Raw genomic sequence first — 26,445 nt, 5'->3', positions numbered from 1 at the left:
CCTTGTCCGAACCTTGTGCGGCAGGCTAGCTTCTTCTCGTATAGAAAGCGCTTGCTATACGCTTACCTGCGTACGGAGGGACCCCCTGTGACTCGCAAGACGGTGCGCATCGCCATGAACGGTGTGACGGGACGGATGGGCTACCGCCAGCACCTCGTCCGCTCGCTGCTGGCCCTGCGCGAGCAGGGCGGGCTCCCCCTCGGTGACGCCGACAACACGGTGCTGTGGCCCGAGCCGGTCCTGGTGGGCCGCAGGGAACACGCCCTGCGGGAGATCGCGGAGCGCCACGGACTTGACGCCGAGAAGGCCGTCTCGACCGACCTGGACGCCGTCCTCGCCGACCCCGCCATCGACATCTACTTCGACGCGCAGGTCACCTCCGCGCGCGAGGAAGCCATCAAGCGGGCCATCGCCGCGGGCAAGCACATCTACACCGAGAAGCCGTCCGCGACGGGCCTCGCCGGGGCCCTCGATCTCGCTCGCCTCGCCCAGTCCGCCGGCATCAAGCACGGCGTGGTCCAGGACAAGCTCTTTCTGCCGGGACTGCTCAAGCTGAAGCGCCTCATCGACGGCGGCTTCTTCGGCAAGATCCTGTCCATCCGGGGCGAGTTCGGCTACTGGGTCTTCGAGGGCGACTGGCAGAGCGCCCAGCGCCCCTCCTGGAACTACCGCGCGGAGGACGGCGGCGGCATCGTCGTCGACATGTTCCCGCACTGGGAGTACGTCCTGCACGAGCTGTTCGGCCGCGTACGCAGCGTCCAGGCGCTCGCCGTGACGCACGTACCGCAGCGCTGGGACGAGCGGGACAAGCCGTACGACGCGACGGCGGACGACGCCGCGTACGGCATCTTCGAGCTCGAAGGCGGCGCGATCGCCCAGATCAACTCCTCCTGGACGGTCCGCGTGAACCGCGACGAACTCGTCGAGTTCCAGGTGGACGGCACGGAGGGATCGGCGGTCGCGGGCCTGCGCAACTGCCGCGTACAGCACCGGAGCAACACCCCCAAGCCGGTCTGGAACCCGGACCTGCCGGTCACCCACTCGTTCCGCGACCAGTGGCAGGAGGTCCCCGACAACCAGGAGTTCGACAACGGCTTCAAGGCGCAGTGGGAGCTCTTCCTGAAGCACGTGTACGCGGACGCGCCCTACCACTGGGACCTGCACGCGGGCGCGCGCGGCGTACAGCTCGCCGAACTGGGCCTGAAGTCCTCGGCCGAGGGCCGCCGCATCGAGGTGCCGGAGATCGCACAGTGACGCTTCTGCTGCCGCGGCCGGACGGCACGACGTACGCGTACGGACCGGGCCGCGCCCCTCTGCCCGCTGACGCCGGCACCTCCCCGCTCACCTCCCGCACGGTCTTCTCGGCGGCCCACGTGGTCGCGGACCCCTGCGCCGACGTGTCCCCGGACTCCCCGGCGGCCGTCGACTGGGACGCGACCCTCGCCTTCCGCCGCCACCTGTGGGCGCAGGGCCTGGGCGTGGCCGAGGCGATGGACACGGCGCAGCGGGGGATGGGCCTGGACTTCAAGGGCGCGGCGGAACTGATCACGCGCTCCGCGGCGGAGGCGAGGTCGGTGGGCGGCGCGATCGCCTGCGGCGCGGGCACGGATCAACTGACCGGCCCCGCGGACCTCCTGACGGTCCGCGGGGCCTACGAGGAACAGCTGACCCTGGTCGAGTCGAGCGGCGCCCAGGTGATCCTGATGGCGTCGAGGGCGCTCGCGGCGGTGGCGCAGTCGCCGGACGACTACCTGGAGACGTACGGCCACCTCCTGCGCCAGGCGAGCGAGCCGGTGATCCTGCACTGGCTCGGCCCGATGTTCGACCCGGCGCTCACCGGCTACTGGGGCAGCGAGGATCTGGACGCGGCGACCGAGACCTTCCTGGAGGTCATCGCCGCGCATCCGGACAAGGTCGACGGCATCAAGATCTCCCTGCTCGACCCGGGGCGCGAGATCGCCCTGCGCCGCCGCCTCCCGGACGGCGTCCGCTGCTACACGGGCGACGACTTCAACTACCCCGAACTGATCGCGGGCGACGACCGGGGCTTCAGCCACGCCCTGCTCGGCATCTTCGACCCGCTGGCGCCGCTGGCCGCGAGGGCGGTACGCCTGCTGGACACCGGTGACACGAAGGGGTTCCGCGCCTGTCTCGACCCCACGGTCGAACTGTCCCGCCACCTCTTCCAGACGCCCACCCGCTTCTACAAGACGGGAGTGGTCTTCCTGGCGTGGCTGGCGGGCCACCAGAGCCACTTCACGATGGTGGGCGGCCTGCAGTCGGCCCGTTCGCTGCCGCACCTGACCCGCGCCTACGAACTGGCGGACGGGCTCGGCCTGTTCCCGGACCCGGCCCTGGCCGAGTCCCGCATGAAATCCCTGCTCACCACGTACGGAGTCCAGCAATGAGCGTGATCGGGAGCGGAACCGGGACCGGGAGCGGCGACCTGGCGCGGTTCTCCATCAACCAGATGACCGTCAAGCAGCTGTCGCTGCCGGAACTGGTTGCCGCCTGCACGGACTTGGGCGTCCCCGGGGTCGGTCTCTGGCGGGAGCCGGTCCAGGCGTACGGTCTCGAGGCGACCGCCAAGCTGATGCGCGACGCGGGTCTGACGGTGACCACGCTCTGCCGCGGCGGTTTCCTGACGGCCGTCGAACCGCACGCGCGCGTGGCGGCCGTCGACGACAACAAGGCGGCGATCGACGAGGCCGCGACTCTCGGCACGGACACGCTCGTCCTGGTCTCCGGCGGCTTGCCCGCCGGCAGCAAGGACCTGCACGGGGCCCGTTCGCGGATCGCCGAGGCCCTGGCGGAGCTCGCTCCGTACGCGGCGTCTCGCGGGGTCCGCCTGGCCATCGAGCCCCTGCACCCCATGTTCGCCTCGGACCGCTGCGTGGTCTCCACGCTGGCCCAGGCGCTGGACCTGGCGGAGCGGTTTCCGGCTTCGCAGGTCGGGGTCTGCGTCGACACGTACCACGTGTGGTGGGACGACACGGCTCCCGCGCAGATCGACCGCGCGGGGCGGGGCGGGCGCCTGTACGCGTTCCAACTGGCGGACTGGGTGACTCCGTTGCCGGAGGGCGTCCTGAACGGGCGTGGCCAGCTGGGGCAGGGGTCGGTCGACCTGCGGTCGTGGCGCGCCCTGGTGGAGAAGGCGGGTTACGAGGGCCCCATCGAGGTGGAACTCTTCAACGACACCCTGTGGTCGGGGGACGGGCGCGAACTCCTCGCGGAAACGGCCACGGAGTACGTACGCCACGCCTGCTGAACCGGGCCTCGGTTGCTGCGGGTTGCGGGACCGGCCGGTCCGTGTGTGTGGGGCCGGGCCGCGCCGTTATGGCCGTCCTCGCCGTCGTCCGGTGGCCGGTGTGCTGCTTCGGGCCCGGAGTACAGCGAACCGCGCTCCGGGGGCCCTCGGGGCGCACCGGTGAATGCACGGCGCCCCCCGGACGCGACCAGCCCCGCAGCACCGCCAAAGCCCGCAGGGCTACCGCTTCTTGCCGCCCAGGATCTGGTTCAGGAGGTCGCCGATGCCGCCGCCCCCGGGGGAACCCGTGGCGCCCGGCTTCGGCGACTTCCGGGCCCGCTTCGTCAGCACCGTCAGGAGCACCGGGATCAGGAGTTCGATCACCCGGGTCACGGAAGCCGCGGGCAACCCCGTCTTCTTCGCCACCGCGGCCGCCAACGGCCTGCTCATCTTCGCAAGGACCCCGGACAGCATCCCGCCCGCCGCGAGACCGCCGAAGCCCCCGAACCCGGCGATCCCCTGCGGAGGAGGTTCAGCGGGCGCCGTCTCGGCGAGCGCCTGCTCGACCTCCGCCGCCTCCGCGGGATCCTCCGCCTTCTCCTGAAGGTTCCCCGAGAGCGCGGTCACCGTGGTGCCCACCACGTCCTGCGCCCCCGCGGCGTCCGTACCGAGGAGCCCCGCGATCTCCTGGAGCCTGTCGTCGCCGAGTTCGTCGAGGACGTCCTTCTCCAGCGAGGTCTCGGGCGTGGAGTTTTCGGGAGATTCTTCGCTCATGCGTTAAAAGTTACGTCTGCCCGACTTCGTCGGCACCCCGAAAATTCTTCGTCCTGCCCGTACAACCCTTCCCGCCCGACGCGGGTCGTACTGTGCGTCGGGACTTCCGTGGGGGGAGATCTGGGGGGATCAGCGGAGTTCTGACAGGGGAGGGGAGACCCGAGGGGGCCCGGTCGGGAGACCGGGCCCCCTCGAAGCTGCGGCCACCACCACTGCCCGGCAGCCGCGGAGTTGTCCACAGGCTTCGCACGCTGTCAGTGCCTGGCGATAGCGTCGGCCCATGTCGAGTCCAGCCAAAGCAGCGGCCGCTTCGGCGGTGGTCGAGGGCGTCCTGGAGCGGATCACGTACGCCAACGAGGAGAACGGGTACACGGTCGCCCGCGTGGACACCGGCCGCGGCGGCGGCGACCTCCTCACCGTCGTGGGCGCACTGCTCGGCGCCCAGGTGGGAGAGTCCCTCCGCATGGAGGGCCGCTGGGGCTCCCACGCCCAGTACGGCAAGCAGTTCACGGTGGAGAACTACACCACCATCCTCCCCGCCACCATCCAGGGCATCCGCCGCTATCTGGGCTCGGGCCTCATCAAGGGCATCGGCCCCGTCATGGCCGACCGCATCACCACCCACTTCGGCGTGGACACCCTCGACATCATCGAGCAGGAGCCCAAGCGCCTCGTCGAGGTCCCGGGCCTCGGCCCCAAACGGACCAAGATGATCGCGGCGGCCTGGGAGGAGCAGAAGGCCATCAAGGAAGTCATGGTCTTCCTGCAGGGCGTGGGCGTGTCCACCTCCATCGCCGTCCGCATCTACAAGAAGTACGCGGACGCCTCGATCTCCATAGTGCGGAACGAGCCCTACCGCCTCGCCGCCGACGTCTGGGGCATCGGCTTCCTCACCGCGGACCGCATCGCCCAGTCCGTCGGCATCCCGCACGACAGCCCGGAACGGGTCAAGGCCGGCCTGCAGTACGCACTGTCCCAGTCCACCGACCAGGGCAACTGCTTCCTCCCGGAGGAGCGCCTCATCGCCGACGCGGTGAAGCTGCTCCAGGTGGACATGGGCCTGGTGATCGACTGCCTGGCGGAGCTGGCCACGGAGGACGAAGGCGTCGTACGCGAGACGGTTCCGGGACCCGACGGCGGCTCCGAGGGCGAAGGCGACGTCACGGCGGTCTACCTGGTCCCCTTCCACCGCGCGGAACTCTCCCTCTCCGCCCAGCTCCTGCGCCTCCTCAAGACCCCGGAGGACCGCATGCCGGCCTTCCGGGACGTGGCCTGGGACAAGGCCCTGTCCTGGCTCGCCACCCGTACGGGGGCCGACCTCGCCCCCGAGCAGGAGGAGGCGGTCAGGCTCGCGCTGACGCAGAAGGTCGCCGTCCTCACCGGAGGCCCCGGCTGTGGAAAGTCCTTCACGGTGAGGTCCATCGTGGAGCTGGCCCGCGCCAAGAAGGCCAAGGTCGTCCTCGCCGCCCCCACGGGCCGTGCCGCCAAACGCCTCGCCGAGCTCACCGGCGCCGAGGCCTCCACCGTCCACCGCCTCCTGGAGCTGAAGCCGGGAGGAGACGCCGCCTACGACAAGGACCGCCCGCTCGACGCCGACCTCGTCGTGGTCGACGAGGCGTCCATGCTGGACCTGCTGCTCGCCAACAAGCTGGCGAAAGCCGTCGCCCCCGGCGCCCACCTCCTGTTCGTCGGGGACGTGGACCAGCTGCCGAGCGTCGGCGCCGGCGAGGTGCTGCGGGACATGCTCAGCGAGCGGAGCCCCGTCCCCGCGGTCCGGCTCACCCACATCTTCCGCCAGGCCAAGCAGTCCGGCGTCGTCACGAACGCCCACCGCATCAACTCCGGGGTGCCGCCCATCACCCAGGGGCTCTCGGACTTCTTCCTCTTCGTGGAGGACGAGACCGAGGACGCGGGCCGGGTCACGGTGGACGTGGCCGCGCGCCGCATCCCGGCGAAGTTCGGCCTCGACCCGCGCCGCGACGTCCAGGTGCTCGCGCCCATGCACCGCGGCCCCGCGGGCGCGGGGAACCTGAACGGCCTGCTCCAGCAGGCCATCACCCCCAGCAGACCGGACGTACCGGAGAAGCGTTTCGGCGGCCGGGTGTTCCGCGTCGGCGACAAGGTCACCCAGATCCGCAACAACTACGAGAAGGGGCAGAACGGCGTCTTCAATGGCACCGTCGGAGTAGTCACCTCGCTCGACTCCGATGAGCAGCGGCTCACGGTCCTTACGGACGAGGACGAGGAGATCGCGTACGACTTCGACGAACTGGACGAACTGGCGCACGCGTACGCGGTCACGATCCATCGCTCCCAGGGCAGCGAGTACCCGGCGGTGGTGATCCCCGTGACCACGGGCGCGTGGATGATGCTCCAGCGGAATCTGCTCTACACGGCGGTCACCCGCGCCAAGAAGCTGGTCGTCCTGGTCGGTTCGCGCAAGGCTCTGGGGCAAGCGGTGCGCACGGTCTCCGCGGGCAGACGCTGTACGGCCCTGGATTTCCGGCTCGCCGGAGGCCGTGGGAAGTTTTGATCGATCAAACGAGTAGGAAAGGTCACAGAGCACTTCCGCAACCGGGGCACAGGGGGCAGGATGAGTAGGTTGGCGGCACTCAGTGCCGCCAATAGGCCCAATGGTCGACCCCGAGTGCACTCTCCAGGGCCAAATGGGGGATGGTAGAGACAGTCAGGGCACCTCGAAGAAGAGGCACAACGTCGGTGAGGGATGACGTGAGCGACAACTCTGTAGTACTGCGGTACGGCGATGGCGACGAGTACACCTACCCGGTGATCGACTCAACTGTCGGCGACAAGGGCTTCGACATCGGGAAGCTCCGCGCCCAGACCGGTCTGGTGACCCTGGACAGCGGCTATGGCAACACCGCCGCCTATAAATCCGCCATCACCTACCTCGACGGCGAGCAGGGCATCCTCCGGTACCGCGGATACCCGATCGAGCAGCTGGCCGAGCGCTCCACCTTCACCGAGGTGGCGTACCTGCTGATCAACGGCGAACTGCCGAAGGTCGACGAGCTCGCCAGCTTCAAGAACGACATCACGCAGCACACGCTGCTGCACGAGGACGTCAAGCGGTTCTACGACGGCTTCCCGCGTGACGCCCACCCGATGGCGATGCTGTCGTCCGTGGTCAGCGCGCTGTCGACGTTCTACCAGGACAGTCACAACCCGTTCGACGAGGAGCAGCGCGACCTCTCGACGATCCGCCTGCTCGCCAAGCTTCCGACGATCGCGGCGTACGCCTACAAGAAGTCCGTGGGCCACCCGGTCGTCTACCCGCGCAACGACCTCGGCTACGTCGAGAACTTCCTGCGCATGACCTTCTCGGTGCCGGCCGCCGAGTACGACCTGGACCCGGTCGTCGTCTCCGCGCTGGACAAGCTCCTGATCCTGCACGCGGACCACGAGCAGAACTGTTCGACCTCCACCGTGCGTCTGGTGGGCTCGTCGCAGGCGAACATGTTCGCCTCGATCTCCGCCGGCATCTCGGCCCTGTGGGGCCCGCTGCACGGTGGCGCCAACCAGTCCGTCCTGGAGATGCTCGAGGGCATCAAGCAGGACGGCGGCGACGTCGACAACTTCATCCGCAAGGTGAAGAACAAGGAAGACGGCGTGAAGCTCATGGGCTTCGGGCACCGCGTCTACAAGAACTTCGACCCCCGGGCGAAGATCATCAAGGCGGCGGCGCACGACGTCCTCTCGGCTCTCGGCAAGGACGACGAGCTCCTTGACATCGCGCTGAAGCTCGAAGAGCACGCGCTGGCCGACGACTACTTCGTCGAGCGCAAGCTCTACCCGAACGTGGACTTCTACACGGGTCTGATCTACCGCGCGATGGGCTTCCCGACCGAGATGTTCACGGTGCTCTTCGCGCTGGGCCGGCTGCCGGGCTGGATCGCCCAGTGGCACGAGATGATCAAGGAGCCGGGATCCCGCATCGGGCGCCCGCGCCAGATCTACACCGGCGAGGTTCTCCGGGACTTCGTCCCGGTCGAGGGCCGCTGACCAATCGAGGCCGCCGGGCCAAGCGAAAAGCGCCCCGCCGTCGATCCCCCCACGGGTCGACGGTCGGGGCGCTTTCCTGTTTCCCGGTGCGGATTCCCCCCACGGGATCCGGCCGGGCGTCTGTGGTGGCAGCGCGCCAGTCGTGCTGCGATCTGCCGGGACCCGTACGGATCGGGAGGGCCGCTCAAAGCTCCCCGGTGCACGTGTCCCGGCCAACGCATTCCTAGGAACATCCCCCAAGATGTCCCCGATGTCTAGAGACGTCCCCCAAGACGTCCCTGGCATCGTCCTCTTAGACTCACGAGCCCCCCGAATGGTTACGTTGGGATCGCTGTGATCTGCGTCTCCTGCATATGTCCTGTACATGCGCAAGAGGCCCGATATGCCGATCGAGACTCAGGCGTGAGAATGCTGCGACCAAGATGTGAAGAGCTTATGTGAAGTTCCTGAGGCGGAGGCTATTGGTGACAACAAAGACCGAGGAAAATGCCATCGCGGCCCCGGCGATCATCGGATTCAGGAGCCCGGCGGCGGCGAGCGGCAGCGCGGCGACGTTGTAACCGAAGGCCCAGAACAGATTGCCCTTGATCGTGGCGAGGGTCTTACGGGAGAGCCTGATCGCGTCGGCCGCCCCGCGCAAGTCCCCGCGCACCAGCGTCAGATCACTCGCCTCGATGGCCGCGTCCGTGCCGGTGCCCATCGCGAGGCCCAGATCGGCGGTGGCGAGCGCGGCGGCGTCGTTCACCCCGTCCCCGACCATCGCGACGACCTTGCCCTCGTCCCGCAGTCGCCGCACGACGTCGACCTTGTCCTCGGGCAGCACCTCGGCGTACACGGCATCCGGCTCGATGCCCACGGACTTGGCCACCGCCCGGGCCACGGCGCGGTTGTCGCCGGTGAGCAGCACCGGCGACAGACCCAGGGCACGCAGCTCACGCACCGCGTCGGCGCTGGTGTCCTTGACGGTGTCGGCGACGGCGAGGACACCGCGCGCCACGCCGTCCCAGGCCACCAGGACGGCCGTACGGCCCGCCGCCTCGGCCTCCGCCCTGAGCGAGGCCACTGAGGCGAGTCCCGTGACTCCCGCGTCCGCCAGGAGCCGTTCACGGCCCGCGAGCACCACATGCCCGTCCACCGTGCCGCGCACGCCCGACCCCGCGACGTTCTCGAAGCCCTCCACGGCCGGCAGCGCGCCCACCGAGAGCCCCAACTCCGCGGCGGCACCCGCGGCGACGGCTCGTGCCACGGGGTGCTCGGAGGCGTGCTCCAGGGCCCCCGCGAGCCGCAGCAACTGCTTCTCCTCGGTCTCCCCGGTGGCGTACACGTCCCGCAGGGTCATGCGGCCCGTCGTCACCGTCCCGGTCTTGTCCAGGACGATCGTGTCCACCCGCCGCGTGGACTCCAGGACTTCAGGGCCCTTGATGAGGATGCCGAGCTGCGCGCCCCGCCCCGTGCCGACCATCAGGGCGGTCGGGGTCGCGAGGCCGAGGGCGCACGGGCAGGCGATGATCAGGACGGCGACGGCCGCGGTGAAGGCGGCGGTCACGTCGCCGGTGGCGCCGAGCCAGCCGCCGAGCGTCGCGGTGGCGATCATCAGGACCACCGGCACGAAGATCCCCGCTATCCGGTCGGCCAGGCGCTGCACCTGGGCCTTGCCGGTCTGCGCGTCCTCGACGAGCTTCGCCATCCTGGCCAGTTGGGTGTCGGAGCCGACGCGCGTCGCCTCGACGACGAGCCGCCCCGAGACGTTGGTGGTCGCCCCGGTCACCGCGTCGCCCGCGGCCACGTCCACCGGGACGGACTCGCCGGTCAGCATCGAGGCGTCGACCGCGGACGCGCCGTCGACGACGGTGCCGTCGGTCGCGACGGTCTCCCCGGGGCGTACGACGAACCGGTCGCCGACCACAAGACGCGCGACGGGCGTGCGGACCTCGGTGCCGTCGCGCAGTACGGCCGCGTCCTTGGCGCCCAGTTCGAGCAGCGTGCGCAGGGCCGCGCCCGCCTTCCGCTTCGAGCGGGCCTCCAGCCAGCGCCCGAGCAGGATGAACGTGATGACGCCCGCGGCGACTTCGAGATAGAGGGTCGAGGCGGCGTCGGCACGCGAGACGGTGAACTCGAAGCCGTGCCGCATCCCCGGCATCCCCGCGTCGCCGAGGAAGAGCGCCCACAGCGACCAGCCGAACGCGGCGAGCGTGCCCACCGACACCAGCGTGTCCATGGTCGCGGCGCCGTGCCGCAGGTTCGTGAACGCGGCACGGTGGAAGGGGTATCCGCCCCAGACGACGACCGGCGCGGCCAGCGTCAGCGAGAGCCACTGCCAGTTGTCGAACTGGAGGGAGGGGACCATCGCGAGCAGGACGACCGGCAGCGAGAGCACCGCCGAGCCGATGAGCCGCTGGCGCAGGGTGTCCGGCTCGGTGATGTCCGCGGTGGTCGCGGGAGCCTCCGGCTCAGGGGGAGCCGGGACGATCTCCGCCGCGCTGTAGCCCAGTTTCTCGACCGTCGCGATCAGCTGCCCGACCTCGACCCCTTCCGCGTACGAGACCTTCGCCTTCTCCGTGGCGAGGTTGACCGACGCGGTCACGCCCTCCACGCGGTTCAGCTTTTTCTCGATACGGGCGGAACAGGAGGCGCAGGTCATTCCGCCGACGGCGAGTTCGACTTCGTTCATGGCTCTTTCATGCGGCTGGGGTGAAGCGGCTGCGGGCCCTGCGACGGTGTCACAGGGCCCGGGGTACCCGGCAGGGGGTGGGTCAGGCCTTGCTGACACCGGCGAGTTCGTAGCCCGCCTCGTCGACCGCGGCGCGGACCGCGGCCTCGTCGAGCGGGGCCTCGGAGACCACGGTCACCAGGCCGGTGGCGGCCACCGCCTTGACGGAGCTGACGCCGGCGATCTCCGAGATCTCCTCGCTGACGGCGCCCTCGCAGTGACCACAGGTCATGCCGGTCACCTCGTACACCGTCGTCACGGCGCCCTGCGGCGTCCCGGCGGCGCCGTCGGAGTGGCAGGAACCGCTGGGGGAGCAGCAGGAGCCGGTGGTCTCGGCCTGCGGGAGCTCGGTCTGGGCGCTCATGTCGTTCTCCTCGATGAGGGTGCGGCGTGTGTGCGTGCCTGTATATGCGTCGTAATGTGCAGGAGTTGTCCCGGTGTTCCCGGAGGCCTCCTGACACTCACCACTGTATACCCCTAGGGGGTACACCTCAAGGTCAGTCTCTGCGCCCGCGGTTGCCGGGCCTCGCGGCGACCCAGGCGCGGATGGTGTCCGCGTACCAGTAGGGCTTTCCGGACTCCACGTGGTCGGGGTCGGGAAGCAGGCCGTGCTTGCGGTAGGAGCGCACGGTGTCGGGCTGCACGCGGATGTGTGCGGCGATGTCCTTGTAGGACCAGAGCTTGCGGTCGGTCATCAGTGGCACCTCCCTGCGCGCGCCGCAGGGGCGGCTCGGGGGGAGCCGTCGGGGGAGCTGCGGCGTGACGCTGGCGATCAACTCAGCCTGTTCCCGGAGAACGACGCGGAGTGACCATGGGAGGGCGGCTGTCGACCGGCTGTGACGAGGAGCCCGCGTATACGGGACATGTGTGACAGAAAGAGGTTCTTTGTGACGCGTGTGATGCGAAGGCGAGCCGGAGGAATCGGGAACCAGGGTCCGTCAGAAGGGTCCTAGGCGCCGCAGGAACGCAGATACGAGCGGGTGCGGCGGGCGATGGGCAGCGGCTTGTCCGGCGGGCACGGGTACATGTCCTGCTCGACGATCGCGAACAGGTCGACGCCCAGCTTCTGGGCCGCCGCGAGGACCGGTTCGATCGCGGGCACCCCGGTCGGCGGCTCGCACATCACACCGCGGGCCACGGCGGGCCCGAACGGCATCTCCTGCGCGCGCACTTCGGCCAGGACGGCCGGGTCGACCTGCTTGAGGTGCAGATAGCCGATGCGCTCGCCGTACGTCTCGATCAGCTTGACGCTGTCGCCGCCGCAGTAGGCGTAGTGCCCCGTGTCCAGGCAGAGCGAGACGAGGTCGGGGTCGGTCGCGTCGAGGAAGCGGGTGACGTTCGCCTCGTCGTCGATGTGCGTGTCGGCGTGCGGGTGGACGACCACACGCAGGCCGTACCGCTCGCGCACCTCGTACGCCAACCGCTCGGTCTGGAGCGTGAGCTGACGCCACTGCTCCGGGGTGAGCGTGCGGTCCTCCAGGACCACGCCGGTCTTGTCGTCGCGCCAGAAGGAGGGGATGACGACGAGGTGCTCGGCGCCCATCGCCTGCGCGAGCGCGGCGTTCTCGGCCACATGCGCCCACGTCTTGTCCCAGACGGCGGGACCGTGGTGCAGACCCGTGAAGACCGTCCCGGCCGACACCTTCAGGCCACGTTTCCGGGTCTCGGCCGTCAGCACGGCCGGATCGCTCGGCAGGTAGCCGTACGGACCGAGCTCGATCCACTCGTACCCGGAGTCCGCCACCTCGTCGAGGAAGCGGGTCCACGGGACCTGGCCCGGGTCCTCGGGGAACCACACCCCCCAGGAGTCGGGCGCCGAACCGATCCGGATGCGTGACAGCGTCGTCATGTCTTCAAGCTTTCAGGCCGCCGCGGAACGGTGTCAAGGAGTGGTCCGAATGTCAGGACAATGTGTTGACAGGGGTCATGGGGCGGAATAGACCTAGGGGTGGCCGCAAGGGGGCGATGCCGAAAGGGAGTGCAGGGTGACCGATCCGTACGTCAGCGATCCGTACGACGTCAGCGATCCGTACGACGTGATCACGATGGGCCGGATCGGGGTGGATCTGTATCCCCTGCAGGCCGGGGTGACGCTCGCCGACGTCAGCACCTTCGGCAAGTTCCTGGGCGGCTCCGCGTCGAACGTCGCCGTCGCCGCGTCCCGGCTCGGCCGCCGCGTCGCGCTCGTCACCCGCACCGGCGCCGACCCCTTCGGGGACTATCTGCACCGAGAGCTGCGGGAGTTCGGTGTCGACGACCGGTGGGTGAGCGCGGTCGCCGGCCTGCCGACCCCGGTGACCTTCTGCGAGATCTTCCCGCCGGATGACTTCCCGCTCTATTTCTACCGGCAGCCCAAGGCGCCCGACCTGGAGATGTACGAGGGGGAGCTCGACCTGGCCGCCATCGCGTCCGCCCGGGTGTTCTGGATGACGGGTACGGGGCTCTGCGCGGAGCCCAGCAGATCGACGACGCTGGCCGCGCTGCGCCACCGGGCGAAGGCGGGGCTCACCGTCTTCGACCTCGACTGGCGGCCGATGTTCTGGCAGCGGGCCGACGAGGCGCGGGACTTCTACGCCCAGGCGCTCGCGCAGGCCACTGTCGCGGTCGGCAACCTCGACGAGGTCGAGATCGCCACGGGCGTGCGGGAACCCGACGCCGCCGCCCGCGCGTTGCTGGACTCCGGCGTCGAACTCGCCGTCGTCAAGCAAGGCCCCAAGGGAGTCCTCGCGATGAACCGCGCGGGTGAGCGCGCGGAGGTGCCGCCGCTGCCCGTGACGGTGCTCAACGGCCTCGGCGCCGGGGACGCCTTCGGCGGGGCGCTGTGCCACGGGCTGCTCGCGGGCTGGGAGTTGGAGCGGGTCATGCGGTACGCGAACGCGGCGGGGGCCATCGTCGCCTCCCGGCTCGAGTGCTCCTCCGCGATGCCGTTCCCGGACGAGGTCGAGGCCGCGCTCGCGGCGGGAGCCGTGACCCGTGACTGACCTCGCCGAGCTCATCCGGATCAGGGCCCAGCACCCCGAGGCCATCGCCGAAGCAGCCGCCCGGCGCGTCCGGCGTCCGCTGCTCGGCGACAGCGGACGGCTGATGATCATCGCCGCCGACCACCCCGCCAGGGGCGCCCTCGCCGTCGGCGGGGACAAGCTGGCCATGGCCCACCGCGGGGACCTGCTCGAACGGCTCTGCCTGGCGCTCTCGCGGCCCCGCGTGGACGGCGTCCTTGCCACCGCCGACATCCTCGAAGACCTTCTGCTGCTCGGCGCCCTCGACGGCAAGGTCGTCATGGGGTCGATGAACCGGGGTGGGCTCGCCGGCGCCTCGTTCGAGCTGGACGACCGGTTCACGGGCTACCGGGCCGAGGACATCGACCGGCTCGATTTCGACGCCGGGAAGTTGCTGCTGCGGGTCGACTACGACGATCCCGGCTCGCTCGACACGCTGCACTCCAGCGCCCGCGCCGTCGACGCCATGGCCGCGCGCAAACTGCCTGTCTTCGTCGAGCCGTTCCTCTGCCGCCGCGCCCCCGAGGGCGGGCCGCCGCGCAACGACCTGAGCGCGGAGGCCGTCACGACGTCCATCGCCATCGCCTCGGGGCTCGCCGGGACATCGGCGTACACCTGGCTGAAGGTCCCGGTGACCGAGAATCCGGACGACATGGCGCGCGTCATGGAGACCTCGACCCTGCCCGCCGTCCTCCTGGGAGGTGACCTCGGTGACGACAGCGACGCCGCGTACGAGAAGTGGCGCGGGGCGCTCCAACTGCCGACCGTGCACGGCCTCGTCGCGGGGCGCACGCTGCTCTACCCGGCGGACGGCGACGTGGCGGGCGCCGTCGACACCGCCGTCGGACTGCTGTAGGAGGGCCACATGACGTACGTACCGAAGGGCAGCGCGGCCGAAGGGCCGTACGCCCTCGAACTCGACCCCAAGCGGTCCGGTCTGATCTATTCCGCGCTGCGCGTGGTCGACATCGAACCCGGCACCACGCACTCCTTCGCCACCGGGGAGAGTGAATGGATCGTGCTCCCGCTGACCGGCGGCTGTACGGTGCACGCAGAAGGCGAGATCATTGAACTGCTGGGCCGTCAAAGTGTGTTCAGCGGAGTGAGCGACTTCGCCTACGTGCCTCGTGACGCCCAGATCCAGATCGCCTCCGGCGCGGGAGGCCGCTTCGCCCTGGCAGGAGCGAAGTGCGAGCGTCGACTCCCCGCCCGCTACGGCTCCGCGCCGGAGGTTTCCGTCGAACACCGCGGCAGCGGCACCTGCGCCCGCGAGGTCCGCAACTTCGCGTCCGCCGACGCCTTCGACTGCGACCGCCTCATCGCCGTCGAGGTGATCACCCCCGGCGGCAACTGGTCCTCGTACCCGCCGCACAAGCACGACGAGCACCGCCCGGGTGTGGAGGCCGAACTCGAAGAGATCTACTACTTCGAGATCGAGGCCGGCGACGCAGGACAAGAAGGCTTCGGCTACCAGCGCGTGTTCCCGTCCCGCCCCGGCGGCACCGACGTCCTGGCCGAGGTCCGGACGGGGGACGCGGTCCTCGTCCCCGACGGCTGGCACGGGCCGTCCATCGCCCAGCCCGGTCACGCCATGTACTACCTGAACGTGATGGCCGGTCCCGGCGAGGAGCGGGAGTGGCGGATCTGCTTCCACCCCGACCACACGGAGGGATACCGATGACAGTGGAGGGAAAGCGATGACCACGATCAGGCTGACCACCGCACAGGCCCTCGTCCGTTTCCTGTCCCGGCAGTTCACCGAGCGCGACGGCGAGCGGCAGCGGCTCATCGGCGCCACCTGGGGCATCTTCGGGCACGGCAACGTGGCGGGCATCGGCCAGGCGCTCGTCGAGTACGCCGACGAGATGCCCTTCCACCAGGGCCGCAACGAACAGGCCATGGTGCACGCCGCCGTCGGGTACGCCCGCCAGTCGGGCCGTCTGTCCACCCACGCCGTCACCACCTCCATCGGCCCCGGCGCGACCAACCTCGTCACCGGCGCCGCGCTCGCGACCATCAACCACCTGCCCGTCCTGCTCCTGCCCGGCGACATCTTCGCGACCCGCCCCGCCGACCCGGTGCTCCAGCAGCTCGAAGTCCCGTACGCGGGCGACGTGTCGGTGAACGACTGCCTGCGCCCGGTGTCGAAGTACTTCGACCGCGTGACCCGCCCCGAGGCCCTGATCCCGGCCGCGCTCGCCGCGATGCGCGTCCTGACGGACCCGGCGGACACCGGCGCCGTCACGCTCGCGCTTCCGCAGGACGTGCAGGCCGAGGCGTACGACTGGCCGGAGGAGTTCTTCGCGGAGAGGGTGTGGGACGTACGCCGTCAGGCTCCCGATCCGCGGGAACTGGACGCCGCCGTACGGGCCGTGCGCGCGGCGCGGCGCCCGCTGATCGTCGCGGGCGGCGGAGTCCACCACAGCGCGGCCGAGGAGGCACTGCGGGGCCTCGTGGACGCGACCGGCATCCCCGTCGCCTCCACCCAGGCCGGGAAGGGCTCCCTGCGGTTCGACCACCACGCGGACGTCGGCGGCATCGGGCACACGGGCACCGCCACGGCCGACGAACTCGCCCGCGCCGCCGACCTGGTGATCGGCGTCGGCACCCGCTACAGCGACTTCACCACCGCGTCCGGCACGCTCTTCACCGAGCCCGGAGTCCGCTTCCTGAACCTCAACATCACCGCGTTCGACGGCCACAAGATGGCGGGCACGCCACTCGTCGCGGACGCGCGCGCCGGTCTGGAGGCGCTGACCGGAGCCCTGGAGGGGTGGCGGGTGCCGCCCGCGTACGTCGCCGAGTACACCGGGGACAAGGCGCGCTGGGAGCATCGCGTCGACGCGGCGTACGCGACCGACGAACCAGACGTACGGCCCACACAGCTACAAGTCCTCGGCTTGCTGGACGAGTTGGTCACGGACGAGGACGTGCTCATCAACGCGGCGGGCTCGCTCCCCGGCGATCTCCACAAGCTGTGGAGGACGCGCTCGCCCCGGCAGTACCACGTCGAGTACGGCTACTCCTGCATGGGATACGAGATCCCCGCCTCGATCGGCGTCGCCCTCGCGGCGCCGGACCGACCGGTCTGGGCGCTGGTGGGCGACGGGACGTATCTGATGATGCCCACCGAAATCGTCACGGCCGTCCAGGAGAACATTCCGGTCAAGGTCGTGATCCTGCAGAACCACGGGTACGCGTCCATCGGCGGGCTCTCCGAGTCCGTGGGCGCGGAGCGGTTCGGCACGGCCTACCGCTACCGGGAGGCGGACGGGACGTACACCGGCGCCCCGCTGCCCGTGGATCTCGCGGCCAACGCGGCCTCGCTCGGGATGCGGGTGATCCGCGCCAAAACAGTGGCTGACCTGCGGGATGCTCTTGCACGGGCGCGTGCGGCCGACGGTCCCACATGTGTCTACGTGGAGACGGAAACGGCAGACACAGTGTCGCCCCCGCCTCCGGCGCAGGCGTGGTGGGATGTGCCCGTGGCCGAGATCGCGGACCGACCGTCGGCGGTCGAGGCCAGGAAAGAGTACGACCGGCACGTCTCAGCCCGACGCCGCCACCTGTGAGATGTGAGAGTAGGGATGCTTGTCATGACGAAGACCGTCAACCACTGGATCGGTGGCAAGACTGTCGAGGGCGCGTCGGGTACGTACGGCCCGGTGACCGACCCCGCGACCGGCGCCGTCACCACACAGGTCGCCTTCGCCTCCGTGGAGGAGGTGGACGCCGCTGTCGCCTCCGCGCGCGAGGCGTACGCCACGTGGGGCAAGTCGTCGCTCGCCAAGCGCACCTCGGTCCTCTTCGCCTTCCGCGCGCTGCTCGACGCCAACTGTGACGCGATCGCCGAGCTGATCACCGCCGAGCACGGCAAGGTGCACTCGGACGCGCTCGGCGAGGTCGCCCGCGGCCTGGAGATCGTGGACCTGGCCTGCGGCATCACGGTCCAGCTGAAGGGCGAGCTGTCGACGGAAGTGGCCTCGCGCGTGGACGTCTCGTCCATCCGCCAGCCGCTCGGAGTCGTCGCGGGCATCACGCCGTTCAACTTCCCGGCCATGGTGCCGATGTGGATGTTCCCGCTCGCCATCGCGTGCGGCAACACCTTCGTCCTGAAGCCCTCGGAGAAGGACCCGTCGGCCGCGCTGAAGATCGCGGAGCTGCTCAGCGAGGCCGGTCTGCCGGACGGCGTCTTCAACGTCGTGCACGGCGACAAGGTGGCCGTCGACGCGCTCCTCGAGCACCCGGACGTGGCGGCGGTCTCCTTCGTGGGCTCCACCCCGATCGCCCGGTACATCCACACCACCGCGACCGCCAACGGCAAGCGCGTCCAGGCGCTCGGCGGCGCCAAGAACCACATGCTGGTCCTGCCGGACGCGGACCTCGACGCGGCGGCCGACGCCGCCGTCTCGGCGGCGTACGGCTCGGCGGGCGAGCGCTGCATGGCCATCTCGGCCGTCGTCGCGGTCGGCTCGATCGGCGACGAACTGGTCGCCAAGATCAAGGAGCGGGCCGAGAAGATCAAGATCGGTCCCGGCAACGACCCGACGTCCGAGATGGGCCCGCTGATCACCGCGGCCCACCGCGACAAGGTCGCCTCGTACGTCACCGGGGCCGCCGCCGAGGGCTGCGAGGTCGTCCTCGACGGCACGGGCCACACGGTCGAGGGCTTCGAGGACGGCCACTGGATCGGCCTCTCGCTCCTTGACCGCGTGCCGGTGACGGCCGCCGCGTACAAGGACGAGATCTTCGGTCCCGTCCTGTGCGTGCTGCGCGTCGACACCTACGACGAGGGTGTGGCGCTGATGAACGCCTCGCCCTTCGGCAACGGCACCGCGATCTTCACGCGTGACGGCGGCGCCGCGCGGCGCTTCCAGCTGGAGATCGAGGCGGGCATGGTCGGCGTGAACGTGCCGATTCCGGTGCCGGTCGGCTACCACTCCTTCGGTGGCTGGAAGGACTCCCTGTTCGGGGATCACCACATCTACGGAAATGACGGGACGCACTTCTACACCCGCGGCAAGGTCGTCACCACCCGCTGGCCGGACCCGTCGGACGCCCCCGCGGGCGTGGATCTCGGGTTTCCGCGCAATCACTGAGGGCACATGGAGGCCCGCGTACCGCGACCGCGGTACGCGGGCCCGCTCGCCTACTCCCCAGGTAGGCAGCCGGGTTCAGACCACCGGCTGCCTCGGATGGCAGCCCTCACCCGTACGGTTGACGCATGGATCTACGACTGCCGAAGCTGCCCAAGCGCGGACTGCTCGCCGCGGCGGCCGCTCTCGCGGTGCTCGCGGGCGCAGGCACCTGGACGGCGGCGGCATCGGACGACGGGCCCGCCGTGCACCGCTCGGACCGCATGATGCGGATGACGGGCGCGGGCGGCGCGACGATCGACACGTCGTACTTCACCGCGGGCGACCCCTCCGTCAAGCGCCCCGCCGTCCTCATCGGCCACGGCTTCGGCGGCAGCAAGAACGACCTGCGCGCCCAGGCCCAGACCCTGGCCGAAAAGGGGTACGCGGTACTGACCTGGTCGGCCCGCGGCTTCGGCAAGTCCACCGGCAAGATCGGCCTGAACGACCCGAAGGGCGAGGTCGCCGACGCCCGCCGGCTGATCGACTGGCTGGCCAAGCGCCCCGAGGTGCAGCTGGACAAGAAGGGCGACCCCCGTGTCGGCATGACCGGTGCCTCGTACGGCGGCGCGGTCTCCCTCCTGGCCGCCGGGTACGACGACCGGGTGGACGCCATCGCCCCCCAGATCACGTACTGGAACCTCAGCGACGCGCTCTTCCCGAACGGCGTCTTCAAGAAGCTCTGGGCCGGGCTCTTCATCAACACCGGCGGCGGCTGCGAGCGCTTCGAGAAGCAGCTGTGTGAGATGTACAACCGCGTCGCGGAGGCCGGGAAGCCGGACGCCGCCGCACAGAAGCTGCTCGCCGCCCGCAGCCCCGAAGCCGTCGGCGACCGCATCGACGCGCCCACCCTGCTCTTCCAGGGCCAGTCCGACTCCCTCTTCCCGCTCGGCCACGCCGACGCCATCTCCCGGGCGATCCGGGGCAACCACGCGCCCGTGTCCGTCGACTGGATCTCGGGCGGCCACGACGGCGGCGACCGCGAGACGGGCCGGGTGGAAGCCCGCGTCGGCTCGTGGTTCGACCGCTACCTGAAGGACGACAAGGGCGCGGACACCGGCCCCGCGTTCCGCGTCACCCGCACCGGAGGCATCGACTCCACCGACGGCGCCGCACAGCTGCGCGGCGCGAGCGGCGACCGGTACCCCGGCCTGGAGAGCGGGCAGCGCAAGATCGCGCTCAGCGGACGTGACCCGCAACGCGTCGAGAACCCCGCGGGCGCCGCGCCGCCCGCCATCTCCGCGCTCCCCGGCGCGGGCGGCGGCGGACTCAACCAGCTCTCCTCGCTCGGCGTCGGCGTCTCCCTCGACTTCCCCGGCCAGCACGCCGCGTTCCAGTCGGCGCCGCTCAAGGACGACCTGCGGATCACCGGATCACCGAAGGTGCGGGTGCACGTCAAGTCCGACAGCGAGGACGCCGTGCTCTTCGGCAAGGTGTACGACGTCGGGCCCGGCGGCGGCCAGAAGGTGCTGCCCTCGCAGCTGGTCTCGCCGATCCGCGTGGAGGGCGCGAAGGCGGGCAAGGACGTCACGATCACCCTGCCGGCCGTCGACCACGACGTGCAGAAGGGCCACCGCCTTCGCCTCGTCCTCGCCTCGACGGACCTGGGCTATGCCTCACCGGCGAAGCCCGCCACGTACACGGTGTCCGTGAAGGGCGACCTGTCGGTCCCGACTGCGCCCGGCGTGAAGACGGCGGCGGCCCCGCTGCCCGCCTGGGTGTGGTGGCTCCCGGCGACCGGAGCGGTGATCGCGGTCCTGCTCCTGGTCACCGCCAGGCGCCGCACCTCGGCGCCCGCACCGGACCCGCAGCTCGCCGAAGTCCCACTGGTGATCACGGACTTGAGCAAGCGGTACGCCAAGTCGACCGACCGTTACGCGGTCCGCGATGTCTCCTTCAGCGTCGAGAAGGGCCAGGTGCTCGGCCTCCTCGGCCCGAACGGCGCGGGCAAGACGACGACCCTGCGCATGCTCATGGGCCTGATCCGGCCCGACGCGGGCGAGATCCGCGTCTTCGGCCAGGCGATCCGGCCCGGCGCCCCGGTCCTCTCCCGGGTCGGCGCGTTCGTCGAAGGCGCGGGCTTCCTGCCGCACCTCTCCGGCCGCGAGAACCTGGAACTGTACTGGAAGGCCACCGGCCGCCCCGCCGAAGACGCCCGCATGGACGAGGCGTTGGAGATCGCCGGGCTCGGCGACGCGCTGGCCCGCGCGGTGCGCACGTACTCGCAGGGCATGCGGCAGCGGCTCGCCATCGCCCAGGCGATGCTCGGCATGCCGGACCTGCTGATCCTCGACGAACCGACCAACGGCCTCGACCCGCCACAGATCCGCGAGATGCGCGAGGTGATGATCCGGTACGCGCGAGGCGGCCGCACGGTCATCGTCTCCAGCCATCTCCTCGCCGAGGTCGAACAGTCCTGCACCCACCTGGTGGTCATGGACCGCGGCCGACTGATCCAAGCGGGTCCGGTGGCGGAGATCATCGGCTCCGGCGACACCCTGCTCGTCGGCCTCGCGGAGGACGTCTCCGACCCCATGGTCGACAAGGTGGCCGCGCTGCCCGGCGTCGCGTCGGCGGTCCGCGCCGACGGCGGCCTCCTCGTACGCCTGGACGGCACGGAGGCAGGCAGCGCGGCACGGCTGCTGCCCGAACTGGTGCGCCTGGAGCTGCCGGTGGAGTCCATGGGCCCGCACCGCCGCCTCGAGGACGCGTTCCTGACTTTGATCGACGGAGGCACCGCATGAGCGCCACAGCCACCGGGCCGGGCACTGAGCGCGCCACGGCCCCCGGATACCGCCCCGGCCGCACGTTGCCGCTGCGGGTCGAGGCCGTCCGCCAGCTGAAGCGGCGCAGGACCCTGGTCATGGCGGGGGTGATGGGCCTGCTGCCCTTCGTGCTCGTCGCGGCGTTCGCCATCGCCGGTTCGCCGGAGTCCCGCAGCGGCCGGGTGACGCTGATGGACACGGCCACGGCCTCCGGCGGGAACTTCGCGGCGACGTGTCTGTTCGTCTCCGCCGGCTTCCTCCTGGTCATCCCCGTCGCGCTGTTCTGCGGGGACACGGTCGCCTCCGAGGCGAGCTGGTCGTCACTGCGCTACCTGCTGGCGGCTCCCGTCCCACGGGCCCGCCTCCTGTGGTCGAAGCTGGCCGTGGCGCTAGGACTCAGCGCGGCGGCCATGGTGCTGCTCCCCCTGATCGCCCTCGCGGTCGGGACGGTGGCCTACGGCTGGGGCCCGCTGGAGATCCCGACCGGCGGGGTACTGCCCGCGGGCACGGCGGCGCAGCGCCTGCTGATCGTGGTCGCCTACATCTTCGTCTCCCAACTGGTCACGGCCGCCCTCGCGTTCTGGCTCTCCACGAAGACCGACGCACCCTTGGGCGCGGTGGGCGGCGCGGTCGGCCTGACCATCGTCGGCAACGTCCTGGACGCGGTGACGGCACTGGGCAGCTGGCGCGACTTCCTGCCCGCGCACTGGCAGTTCGCGTGGGCGGACGCGATCCAGCCGAAGATGGAATGGGGCGGAATGATCCAGGGCTCCGCGGTCTCGGTGACGTACGCACTGGTGCTGTTCGCGCTGGCGTTCCGGGGGTTCGCGCGCAAGGACGTGGTGTCGTGAGGGGGCCTGACCGACCCTCAACTCCCGGCTGGGCTGGTGAACCACAGCCTGGCCGGAGGATTTTCAGCCCGTCCGGCGTTTGAGGACGAACTCGGCGGAGCCGGTGATTGACGGGGCGCTGGGCTTGGGGGCCCGTTCCCGGGGGCGTTCAGCCCGTCCGGCGTTTGAGGACGAACTCGGCGGAGCCGGTGATTGACGCCGCGCAGGGCTCAGGGGCCCGTTCCCGGGGGCGTTCAGCCCGTCCGGCGTTTGAGGACGAACTCGGCGGAGCCGGTGATTGACGCCGCGCAGGGCCTAGGGGCTCGTTCCCACGGGTTTCAGCCCGTCCGGCGCTTGAGGACGAACTCGGCGGAGCCGGTGATCAAGGGGGCGCAAGGCCCAGGGGCCCGTCCCCTCTTTGAGACGCTTCCGCAACGGTTTCGAGCGAGCGTTCGTGGTGCCCCCCGCGTCACAGTCATGTGAACCGACGACGCGAGGGGGCCAGGATGCGGACCTGGAAAGTACGGCGGGGACTGCTCGCCGCAGCCGTGGCGGGCGGGCTCCTGCTCACCGGATGCAGTTCCGGCGCCGAGAACACGGACCGGTCCGCCGCCGACAAGAGCGGGAGGGAGCGGCGGGGCACGGCCCCGCTGCCCGCCCCGGGCCCCGCATCGCCCGGCACCGGCGACGCGGCCACCCCCGGTGAGCAACAGGACGGCAAGGAACGCGACTTCGCCCCGCGCCCGGACTACCTCTCCACGTTCGCCCTCGACGTGGACACCGCCTCCTACGGCTTCGCCCGCCGCACCCTCGCCGATGGCCGCCTCCCGGATCCGGCGACCGTACGCCCCGAGGAGTTCGTCAACAGCTTCCGCCAGGACTATCCGCGCCCCGACGGCGACGGTTTCTCGGTGAACGTGGACGGCGCCCGCACCGAGGACGACGACTGGTCCCTGCTACGGGTGGGCCTCGCCACCCGCGGCGACACATCGGACGGCGAACGCCCGCCCGCCGCCCTCACCTTCGTGATCGACGTCTCCGGTTCGATGGCGGAGCCCGGCCGGCTCGACCTGGTCAAGGAGTCGCTCGCGATCATGACCGACGAGCTGCGCGACGACGACTCCATCGCGCTCGTCACCTTCAGCGACAGTGCGGAGACCGTGCTGCCCATGACCCGCCTCGGTGACCATCGCGACAAGGTGCACACGGCCATCAGCGCCATGGAACCCACCCAGTCCACCAACCTGGAGGCGGGCGTCCGCACGGGGTACGACACCGCGGTGGGCGGCCGGCGCGACGGCGCGACCAACCGCGTCGTGCTCCTCTCCGACGCCCTCGCCAACACCGGTGAGACCAGCGCCGACGGCATCCTGGACCGCATCTCCGACGCTCGCCGCGAACACGGCATCACCCTCTTCGGGGTCGGCGTCGGCAGCGACTACGGCGACGCCCTGATGGAGCGCCTCGCCGACAAGGGCGACGGCCACACCACCTATGTGTCCGACACCGAGGAAGCCCGCAAGGTCTTCTGCGAGCAGCTCCCCGCCAACATCGAACTGCGGGCCCGCGACGCGAAGGCACAGGTCGCCTTCGACCCCCAGACCGTCAAGCAGTTCCGGCTCATCGGCTACGACAACCGCGCGGTCGCCGACGACGACTTCCGCGACGACAGCGTGGACGGCGGCGAGGTCGGTCCCGGACATACCGTGACCGCGCTGTATGCCGTACGGATGAGGCCGGGCGAGACCGGACACGTGGCGACGGCCGGTGTCCGCTGGCTCGACCCCGACAGCCGTGTCCCGCACGAGGAGTCGAACGACATCGAGTCCGGGGACATGGAGGGCGCCCTGGGCGACGCCGACCGCGGCCTGCGCACCGCGGCGGTGGCCGCCTACTTCGCGGACGGGCTGCGGCACGGCACCGGCACGACGGCCGACGTCCCCGAGCCGATGTCCACCTCCAACGGCTCCGCCTCCTGGCGGCCGCTGCCCGGCGCGCCCACGTTCGCGGAACTGGCGCGGACAGCCGGCGAGTTGTCGTCGGATGCGGACGGCGACAAGTCCCTGCGTGACCTCGCGACCGCCGTCCGACATGCGGACCGCCTCACAGGCGGTTCCGGGCACGGCGGAGGCGGGGGAGAGGACGAGGGCGAGATCACCGGCTAGCGGTCACCGGCTAACGGCGACCGCAGAGCTGACGCTCGGCCCGCACCGGGTCGTTGGGGAAGCGGAACGAGGTGCGCTCCCAGACGCCGGTGACATTGCGCAGGAACCTGCCGGGCGTCATCGGGTCCCGCGTCGCCGCCCGCAGCTCCGCCAGCGGGCCGCAGTCGAGCGCACGCCGGGCGGCGGCGACACCCGCCGGGTCGAGGCCCTCGGGGAGGGGGCCACGGCCACGGTCGGCGAAGATCCACGTGTCCGGCAGCCGCTTGTCGTGGCCCACCCGGCCGGCGATGCGCTCGGAGTGCGCGGCCAGCGGATAGGCGAGCCCGATCGGGTCGAGGGCGGCGCCCTCCAGGGGCACCACGGTGCCGCTGAAGCCGAGGGTGCTGTAGACGCCGGTGATCGTGGGGGAGTTGGCACCGACGGGGGTCCTTGCGAGGAACAGGCCGGGCGTGCCCGCGCGATCCGCCTCGCGTACGAGACGGGCGTACGCGACGTTGCTCGGGTGGCCCGCGAAGTCGTGGTGGAGGGGGTGGGCCGCCGCGTTCTGCTGGACGTACACACCACGCTCGTCCGCTACGCCGCCGGGACCGATCCGCCCCTCGTACGGAATCCGCAGCCAGCTCGCGCAGGCCACGGCCCAGATCCCGACCCCCGCCACCGCGATCGCCCACGCGCGCGTGCAGGGCACCAGGAAGACCGGCAGGAGCATGAGGAGCAGCCCCGGCAGGAACATCCGGCCGTGCATGAAGTCGCCGCCCACCTTGATGACGTAGACCCAGCAGAGGAGCCCCGCGACGACGGGTGCGAGCGCGGGGACGAGGGAGGCGACGTCCCGCCGGACGGCCGTCGCGGGCAGCAGCGCGGCGAGCAGGAACAGCGCGGGCACCCAGAGGAGATAGGTCCCGGCGAAGTCCGCGAGGTAATCGAACCCGCGCCCCCACAGGCTCAGCGAGGCCTCCTTGGTCACGCCGGGCAGCGGCATCAGCTGCCCGTAGTACCCGATCCGGAAGACCTCGTACGCGACCGGCAGCGCGAGGGCCGCTCCCAGGCCACCGAAGGCGGCCCGCCGCGAGGGCCGCGCCATCAGCCACTGCGCACCGAGGAAGACGGCGGACACGAGCGCCAGGTCGGGGCGCACGAGAGGGCCGAGCCCCAGGACCACGCACGTGCTGAGCGACCCCGCCCGGGTCACCAGGAGCAGCCAGGCGCCCGCGATCCAGCAGGTGGCGAGCCCGGTCTCCAGGCCCGAGGTGGCGAAGTCCCAGACGGGCGGCAGCGCGAGCAGGACGAGGCAGCCGAGGGGGAGGACCGCCTTGGTCGTGCTGTTCGCGTGACGTGCGTTCAACCGCAGCGCCCCGAGCGAGGCGAGCGCGAACCCGGCCGCGGTCAGCAGCAGCCCGCCGTACATCGCGGCCCTGGCGATGTCGAGGCCCGGCAGCCCCGCGAGCACGAGCAGCCACTGCCAGAGGGTGCCGGTGGAGGACTCGGCGCGTTCGCCCGCGTTGAAGACGGGGCCGTTGCCGACCAGGATCTGCCGGACCGTGCGGACGTAGATGTGCCCGTCGTCGGACATCCAGCGCCGCTGGAACCCGGCGAACGCGATGACACAGGCCGGCAGCAGACAGAGGACGCCGCGCCGGAGCCTGCGCCCGGCGTCGCTTCGGCTGTTGATCAGCCCGAGGACGGCGTCGGGCTCGCGGAGGGAGAGTTGCGTCGACGTCATGATCTTTTCATCGGCGCAGCTCAGGTGGGGCTTGAGGGATTTTCAGCCTGTCCGGCGTTTGAGGACGAACTCGG

At 70.8% G+C, this 26,445-nt stretch carries 19 protein-coding genes; 13 read left to right on the top strand and 6 right to left on the bottom strand.

Going from position 1 to position 26,445, the window contains the following annotated elements; all coding sequences use genetic code 11:
• Positions 1–87: 87 nt before the first annotated feature.
• Genes ACZ5U5_RS09720 through ACZ5U5_RS09710 form a run of 3 tightly spaced genes read left to right on the top strand, consistent with a single transcriptional unit; the run spans position 88 to position 3,268 of the window.
• Positions 88–1,254 carry a Gfo/Idh/MocA family protein gene (locus ACZ5U5_RS09720; protein WP_469018647.1) on the top strand — a complete coding sequence of 389 codons (1,167 nt, stop codon included), beginning with the start codon at positions 88–90 and terminating at the stop codon, positions 1,252–1,254.
• Positions 1,251–2,408, top strand: coding sequence for a dihydrodipicolinate synthase family protein (locus ACZ5U5_RS09715; RefSeq protein ID WP_469018645.1), 1,158 nt, complete (start codon positions 1,251–1,253; stop codon positions 2,406–2,408). Before ACZ5U5_RS09720 ends, ACZ5U5_RS09715 begins: the two co-directional genes overlap by 4 nt.
• On the top strand, positions 2,405–3,268 hold the full coding sequence (locus tag ACZ5U5_RS09710) for a sugar phosphate isomerase/epimerase family protein (RefSeq protein WP_469018642.1): 864 nt from the start codon (positions 2,405–2,407) through the stop codon (positions 3,266–3,268). Before ACZ5U5_RS09715 ends, ACZ5U5_RS09710 begins: the two co-directional genes overlap by 4 nt.
• 219 nt (positions 3,269–3,487) lie before the next feature.
• Here ACZ5U5_RS09710 and ACZ5U5_RS09705 read toward each other — a convergent pair whose 3' ends face one another.
• A complete protein-coding gene (locus ACZ5U5_RS09705; RefSeq protein ID WP_469018639.1) occupies positions 3,488–4,021 on the bottom strand; it encodes a DUF937 domain-containing protein in 534 nt (177 codons plus the stop codon).
• Positions 4,022–4,301: 280 nt separating this feature from the next.
• On the opposite strand from ACZ5U5_RS09705, the gene recD2 reads away from it, so the two are divergent.
• Both recD2 and ACZ5U5_RS09695 read left to right on the top strand, forming a co-directional pair.
• On the top strand, positions 4,302–6,554 hold the full coding sequence (recD2, locus tag ACZ5U5_RS09700; RefSeq protein ID WP_469018637.1) for an SF1B family DNA helicase RecD2: 2,253 nt from the start codon (positions 4,302–4,304) through the stop codon (positions 6,552–6,554).
• 197 nt (positions 6,555–6,751) lie between these two features.
• Positions 6,752–8,044, top strand: coding sequence for a citrate synthase (locus ACZ5U5_RS09695; RefSeq protein ID WP_363211302.1), 1,293 nt, complete (start codon positions 6,752–6,754; stop codon positions 8,042–8,044).
• 433 nt (positions 8,045–8,477) lie between these two features.
• On the opposite strand, the gene ACZ5U5_RS09690 is transcribed toward ACZ5U5_RS09695, so the two are convergent.
• The 4 genes from ACZ5U5_RS09690 to ACZ5U5_RS09675 all read right to left on the bottom strand — a co-directional run bounded on the left by ACZ5U5_RS09690 (position 8,478) and on the right by ACZ5U5_RS09675 (position 12,603).
• Positions 8,478–10,715, bottom strand: a complete 2,238-nt coding sequence (locus ACZ5U5_RS09690; RefSeq protein ID WP_469018634.1) for a heavy metal translocating P-type ATPase — start codon at positions 10,713–10,715, stop codon at positions 8,478–8,480.
• An 82-nt stretch (positions 10,716–10,797) separates the two neighbouring features.
• Positions 10,798–11,118, bottom strand: coding sequence for a heavy-metal-associated domain-containing protein (locus ACZ5U5_RS09685; protein WP_365816812.1), 321 nt, complete (start codon positions 11,116–11,118; stop codon positions 10,798–10,800).
• A 133-nt stretch (positions 11,119–11,251) separates the two neighbouring features.
• The gene (locus ACZ5U5_RS09680) at positions 11,252–11,449 is read right to left on the bottom strand and encodes a MarR family transcriptional regulator (RefSeq protein ID WP_451203820.1); all 198 of its coding nucleotides are present in this window, start codon (positions 11,447–11,449) and stop codon (positions 11,252–11,254) included.
• 254 nt (positions 11,450–11,703) lie between these two features.
• Positions 11,704–12,603, bottom strand: a complete 900-nt coding sequence (locus tag ACZ5U5_RS09675; protein ID WP_469018631.1) for a sugar phosphate isomerase/epimerase family protein — start codon at positions 12,601–12,603, stop codon at positions 11,704–11,706.
• Between the two features lie 136 nt (positions 12,604–12,739).
• On the opposite strand from ACZ5U5_RS09675, the gene iolC reads away from it, so the two are divergent.
• The 8 genes from iolC (at position 12,740) to ACZ5U5_RS09635 (ending at position 24,648) form a co-directional block, all read left to right on the top strand.
• A complete protein-coding gene (gene iolC, locus ACZ5U5_RS09670; RefSeq protein ID WP_469018629.1) occupies positions 12,740–13,735 on the top strand; it encodes a 5-dehydro-2-deoxygluconokinase in 996 nt (331 codons plus the stop codon).
• Positions 13,728–14,609 carry a Cgl0159 family (beta/alpha)8-fold protein gene (locus ACZ5U5_RS09665; protein ID WP_469018626.1) on the top strand — a complete coding sequence of 294 codons (882 nt, stop codon included), beginning with the start codon at positions 13,728–13,730 and terminating at the stop codon, positions 14,607–14,609. Before iolC ends, ACZ5U5_RS09665 begins: the two co-directional genes overlap by 8 nt.
• Positions 14,610–14,618: 9 nt before the next feature.
• A complete protein-coding gene (gene iolB / locus ACZ5U5_RS09660; RefSeq protein ID WP_469018624.1) occupies positions 14,619–15,434 on the top strand; it encodes a 5-deoxy-glucuronate isomerase in 816 nt (271 codons plus the stop codon).
• A gap of 16 nt (positions 15,435–15,450) precedes the next feature.
• Positions 15,451–17,325 (top strand): 3D-(3,5/4)-trihydroxycyclohexane-1,2-dione acylhydrolase (decyclizing), encoded by a 1,875-nt coding sequence (gene iolD, locus ACZ5U5_RS09655; RefSeq protein WP_469018621.1) that lies wholly within the window; start codon positions 15,451–15,453, stop codon positions 17,323–17,325.
• A gap of 24 nt (positions 17,326–17,349) precedes the next feature.
• A complete protein-coding gene (gene mmsA, locus ACZ5U5_RS09650) occupies positions 17,350–18,852 on the top strand; it encodes a CoA-acylating methylmalonate-semialdehyde dehydrogenase (RefSeq protein ID WP_469018619.1) in 1,503 nt (500 codons plus the stop codon).
• A 125-nt stretch (positions 18,853–18,977) separates the two neighbouring features.
• A complete protein-coding gene (locus ACZ5U5_RS09645) occupies positions 18,978–21,632 on the top strand; it encodes an alpha/beta fold hydrolase (protein ID WP_469018616.1) in 2,655 nt (884 codons plus the stop codon).
• Positions 21,629–22,504, top strand: a complete 876-nt coding sequence (locus ACZ5U5_RS09640) for an ABC transporter permease (protein WP_469018613.1) — start codon at positions 21,629–21,631, stop codon at positions 22,502–22,504. The genes ACZ5U5_RS09645 and ACZ5U5_RS09640 overlap by 4 nt, the downstream gene beginning before the upstream one ends.
• 485 nt (positions 22,505–22,989) lie before the next feature.
• Positions 22,990–24,648, top strand: coding sequence for a vWA domain-containing protein (locus ACZ5U5_RS09635; RefSeq protein WP_469018610.1), 1,659 nt, complete (start codon positions 22,990–22,992; stop codon positions 24,646–24,648).
• A 10-nt stretch (positions 24,649–24,658) separates the two neighbouring features.
• Here ACZ5U5_RS09635 and ACZ5U5_RS09630 read toward each other — a convergent pair whose 3' ends face one another.
• Positions 24,659–26,371, bottom strand: coding sequence for an arabinofuranosyltransferase AftB family protein (locus ACZ5U5_RS09630; protein ID WP_469018607.1), 1,713 nt, complete (start codon positions 26,369–26,371; stop codon positions 24,659–24,661).
• Between the last annotated feature and the right edge of the window lie 74 nt (positions 26,372–26,445).

Source organism: Streptomyces sp. NPDC033177, from assembly GCF_055577715.1.
This window is presented reverse-complemented; position numbering and strand designations above follow the sequence as displayed.

What these genes read in the sequence shown, in the direction of transcription:
- ACZ5U5_RS09710 (WP_469018642.1), top strand. Translation starts at nt 2,405, where the DNA reads ATGAGCGTGATCGGGAGCGGAACCGGGACCGGGAGCGGCGACCTGGCG.
- ACZ5U5_RS09705 (WP_469018639.1), bottom strand. Translation starts at nt 4,021, where the DNA reads ATGAGCGAAGAATCTCCCGAAAACTCCACGCCCGAGACCTCGCTGGAG.
- recD2 (WP_469018637.1), top strand. Translation starts at nt 4,302, where the DNA reads ATGTCGAGTCCAGCCAAAGCAGCGGCCGCTTCGGCGGTGGTCGAGGGC.
- ACZ5U5_RS09690 (WP_469018634.1), bottom strand. Translation starts at nt 10,715, where the DNA reads ATGAACGAAGTCGAACTCGCCGTCGGCGGAATGACCTGCGCCTCCTGT.
- ACZ5U5_RS09685 (WP_365816812.1), bottom strand. Translation starts at nt 11,118, where the DNA reads ATGAGCGCCCAGACCGAGCTCCCGCAGGCCGAGACCACCGGCTCCTGC.
- ACZ5U5_RS09680 (WP_451203820.1), bottom strand. Translation starts at nt 11,449, where the DNA reads ATGACCGACCGCAAGCTCTGGTCCTACAAGGACATCGCCGCACACATC.
- ACZ5U5_RS09675 (WP_469018631.1), bottom strand. Translation starts at nt 12,603, where the DNA reads ATGACGACGCTGTCACGCATCCGGATCGGTTCGGCGCCCGACTCCTGG.
- iolB (WP_469018624.1), top strand. Translation starts at nt 14,619, where the DNA reads ATGACGTACGTACCGAAGGGCAGCGCGGCCGAAGGGCCGTACGCCCTC.
- iolD (WP_469018621.1), top strand. Translation starts at nt 15,451, where the DNA reads ATGACCACGATCAGGCTGACCACCGCACAGGCCCTCGTCCGTTTCCTG.
- mmsA (WP_469018619.1), top strand. Translation starts at nt 17,350, where the DNA reads ATGACGAAGACCGTCAACCACTGGATCGGTGGCAAGACTGTCGAGGGC.
- ACZ5U5_RS09645 (WP_469018616.1), top strand. Translation starts at nt 18,978, where the DNA reads ATGGATCTACGACTGCCGAAGCTGCCCAAGCGCGGACTGCTCGCCGCG.
- ACZ5U5_RS09640 (WP_469018613.1), top strand. Translation starts at nt 21,629, where the DNA reads ATGAGCGCCACAGCCACCGGGCCGGGCACTGAGCGCGCCACGGCCCCC.
- ACZ5U5_RS09635 (WP_469018610.1), top strand. Translation starts at nt 22,990, where the DNA reads ATGCGGACCTGGAAAGTACGGCGGGGACTGCTCGCCGCAGCCGTGGCG.
- ACZ5U5_RS09630 (WP_469018607.1), bottom strand. Translation starts at nt 26,371, where the DNA reads ATGACGTCGACGCAACTCTCCCTCCGCGAGCCCGACGCCGTCCTCGGG.